Consider the following 3917-nt stretch of genomic DNA (forward strand, 5'->3'; position numbering starts at 1 on the left):
CTAGCCCGGCAGACGGAAGAGACAACCGCCGACACAATAGCTTCGAAAGTGTTGTTAATGACAATCACCGGATTACTTTTCATCACCATCGTCCTCGTACTTGTGCTTGGCTCAGCATTTCCTCTCGGCGCCTATATGGCGCGGATTTTCGAGGGTAAGGTAGGTTGGCTTGCCCCGGTCGAGACCGGCATTTATCGGGTCTGCGGTATCGACCGTCAGCGCCAGATGGGGTGGATGGGGTATGCGTATGCGTTGCTGATGTTCAGCTTCATCTTTTTCCTTCTTCTCTATGTCATGCTGCGGGTACAATATTATCTGCCGTTCAACCCGCAGCATATCCCTGGCATGCCGCCGATGCTGGCGTTCAACACGGCGGCAAGCTTTACAACGAATACCAATTGGCAAGCTTACTCACCGGAAAGCCAGATCTCCAACGGCGTGCAGATGTTCGGCTTGGCGGTTCATATGTTTGCCTCCGCGGCCGCCGGCATCGCGGTCGCGGCGGCATTGATGCGTGCGTTCGTCGGCGGTGGATTGAAGACGCTGGGTAACGTTTACGTCGATATTACGCGGATCACCCTCTATCTACTTTTACCCTTCGCCTTGGTTGGTGGCCTTCTCTTGCTTGCCTCCGGCGTGCCAATGACGTTCGCGCCCTTTGCGCAAATCCACACGCTGGTCGGCGGCACACAAACGATTGCACGCGGTCCGGTGGCCCTGATGGAGGCGATCAAGGAACTCGGCACGAATGGGGGAGGGTTCTTCAACGCCAATTCGGCGCATCCCTTCGAGAACCCTACCGGCCTGACCAACCTGCTGGAAATCTGGTTATTGCTGGTGATCGGGTTCGCCTTACCGATCGCGTTCGGTCATATGATCAGCCGCAAGCGTGAGGGTATCGCATTGTTTGCGGCGATGGCGATCATACTTGGTGTTGCCATGGTCGGTACCTATGCGGCTGAGGCGGCGAATAATCCCATTCTGGTTCATGCCGGAATTTCGGCGACTCCTGGCAATATGGTGGGCAAGGAAGCGCGGTTCGGGATCGTTCAATCAACCACCTTCAACACGGCGGCCACCGGCACCTCGACTGGCGCGGTCAATTCGATGACTGACAGCTATATGCCGCTCGGTGGCTTGATTCCCCTGTTCCTGATGCAGCTTGACGAGGTCACACCAGGCGGGGTTGGTTCCGGCCTCTACGGCATGGTCCTGTTCGCCCTTCTCGCCGTATTCGTCGCTGGTCTCATGGTCGGGCGAACCCCCGAATATCTTGGCAAGAAAATCCAGGCCAAAGAAATCAAACTCGCGATGCTTGCGGTTCTGATCCAAACCCTGTTCATTCTAGCCGGCGCGGCATTCTCGCTTCTGACCCAATCTGGGCTCGGTTCGCTCGATAATGCCGGACCGCATGGGTTAACGGAAATGCTCTACGCCTGGACCTCCACCACTGAAAACAATGGTAGCGCGTTTGCTGGGCTTTCCGCTAACACGCCGCTGCTGAATTATGGACTTGGCGCGGCCATGCTGTTCGGTCGCTTCGCGGTGCTGCTGCCTGTTCTGGCGATGAGCGGCTCCCTGGCGCTGAAGCCGAAACTGCCCCACTCGGCGGGAACCTTTCCGACCGACGGGCCGCTGTTCGTGGGTCTGCTGATCGGTGTGATCATCATTCTCGGAGGCCTGCAATACATGCCGGCCGACACGCTCGGCCCGCTTGCCGAACATTATCTGCTGCTCGCCGGCAAGACATTCTGAGGAACCCGGTCATGTCAAACCAAGCCGATACGATCGGTCTGTTCGATCGTGCTATCCTGGTCCGCGCTTCGCGCGATGCCGTGTCCAAACTCAATCCCCGCAGTCTGATGCGGAACCCCGTAATTTTTACCACTGAAATCATTGCGATGCTGGTGACCGTGGTTGGCGTTCGCGAACTCATCGCGGGCCGGCCCGCCGCTTTCTCCATCGTGATCGCGATCTGGCTCTGGATCACCGTGTTGTTTGCAACTTTTGCCGAGGCGGTGGCCGAGGGCCGCGGGCGGGTGCGGGCGGATGCGTTGCGGCGGGCGCGGTCGGACACGATGGCGAAGTTGATTCTCGATCCGCGCGACCGGACGATGTTCAAGCCGACGCCGGCGCCGGAGTTGCATAGGGATGATCTGGTGCTGGTGGAGGTGGGTGACATCATTCCGTCGGATGGCGAGATCATCGAGGGGATTGCGAGTGTGAACGAGAGTGCGATTACCGGGGAGTCGGCACCGGTGATTCGCGAGGCCGGGGGCGATCGTTCGGCGGTGACGGGGGGGACGCAGGTGGTGTCGGATTTCCTGGTCATCCGGATTACGGCCGAGCCGGGTTCGACGTTTCTGGATCGGATGATTGCGCTGGTGGAGGGGGCCGAGCGGCGGAAGACGCCGAATGAGATTGCGCTCGATATTCTGCTGGCAGGGCTGACGGTGATTTTCGTCATTGCGGTGGCGAGTTTGCCGGGGTTTGCTTCCTATTCCAAAACCCATCTGTCGATCGCGGTGCTGGCGGCGTTGTTCGTCTGCCTGATTCCGACCACGATCGGGGGGTTGCTGTCGGCGATCGGCATTGCGGGGATGGATCGGCTGATCCGGTTCAACGTGGTTGCAACCTCGGGCCGCGCGGTGGAGGCGGCGGGGGATGTCGATGCGTTGTTGCTCGACAAGACCGGGACGATTACGTTCGGTAACCGCATGGCCTCGGCGATCTATCCGGTGCCGGGGGTCGATGAGCTTGTGCTCGCCGAGGCTGCCGCCTGCGCTTCGATGGGCGATGAGACGCCGGAGGGTCGCTCGATCGTGGCGCTGATGCGCGATCGTTATCAGATCACGACGATGGTGCCGACCAACGCGACGCTGGTGCCGTTCAGTGCCAATACGCGGGTGTCCGGTATCGACTCCGGTGGTCGATCCTGGCGCAAGGGGGCGGTCGATTCGGTGCTGAAACTGACCGGCGGCGCGCCGCCTGCGGCGTTCACCGAGGCGGTCTCGCGCATCGCCCGGGCCGGATCGACGCCGTTGGCTCTGGCGGTGGATGGGCGGTTGCTCGGCGCGATCGAGTTGAAGGACATCGTCAAGCCCGGCATCAAGGAGCGTTTCGCCGATCTGCGCCGCATGGGCATCCGCACCATCATGGTCACCGGCGACAACCGCATCACCGCCGCCGCCATCGCCGCCGAAGCGGGGGTGGACGACGTGATCGCCGAAGCCACCCCGCAGGACAAGCTCGGCTACATCCGCAAAGCGCAGGAGGAAGGCCGCCTGGTCGCCATGTGCGGCGACGGCACCAACGATGCGCCGGCGCTGGCGCAGGCGGATGTCGGGGTCGCGATGCAGACCGGGACGCAGGCGGCGCGCGAGGCGGGCAACATGGTCGATCTGGACAGCGACCCGACCAAGCTGATCGAGATCGTCGAAATCGGCAAGCAGTTGCTGATCACCCGTGGGGCGCTCACGACGTTTTCGATCGCCAACGACATCTCGAAATATTTCGCGATCCTGCCGGCCATCTTCGTCGCGACCTATCCCGGCCTGCAGGCGCTCAACATCATGCACCTCACCTCACCCGAAAGTGCGATTCTGGCCGCGGTGATCTTCAACGCGCTGATCATCGTCGTGCTGGTGCCGCTCGCCCTGCGCGGCGTGAAGTTCCGCGCGGTCGGCGCCGCCGCCCTGCTGCGCCGCAACCTTCTGGTCTACGGCCTCGGTGGCATCATCGCCCCCTTCGTCGGGATCAAGGCGATCGACATGATCCTCACCGCCTTTCACATCTTCACCTGATCGGACCATCGCCATGTTACGTGAAATCCGCCCCGCGCTCTCGCTCGTCCTGCTGTTCACCCTCGTCCTCGGCGTCGCCCTGCCCGCCGCCTTCACCGGGTTCGCCCAGGCGGT

General features: G+C 61.5%; 2 protein-coding genes. Both read left to right on the forward strand.

The features are described 5' to 3' along the window. On the forward strand, positions 1 to 1755 hold a 1755-nt coding region (gene kdpA / locus ACP5E6_RS14940), incomplete at its 5' end, for a potassium-transporting ATPase subunit KdpA (RefSeq protein WP_427955269.1). 11 nt (positions 1756 to 1766) lie between these two features. Next, positions 1767 to 3803 (forward strand): potassium-transporting ATPase subunit KdpB, encoded by a 2037-nt coding sequence (kdpB, locus tag ACP5E6_RS14945; RefSeq protein WP_427955272.1) that lies wholly within the window; start codon positions 1767 to 1769, stop codon positions 3801 to 3803. The last annotated feature ends 114 nt before the right edge of the window (positions 3804 to 3917 follow it).

The organism is Acidiphilium sp., from assembly GCF_049977125.1.
In the GTDB taxonomy this organism is placed as follows: domain Bacteria; phylum Pseudomonadota; class Alphaproteobacteria; order Acetobacterales; family Acetobacteraceae; genus Acidiphilium.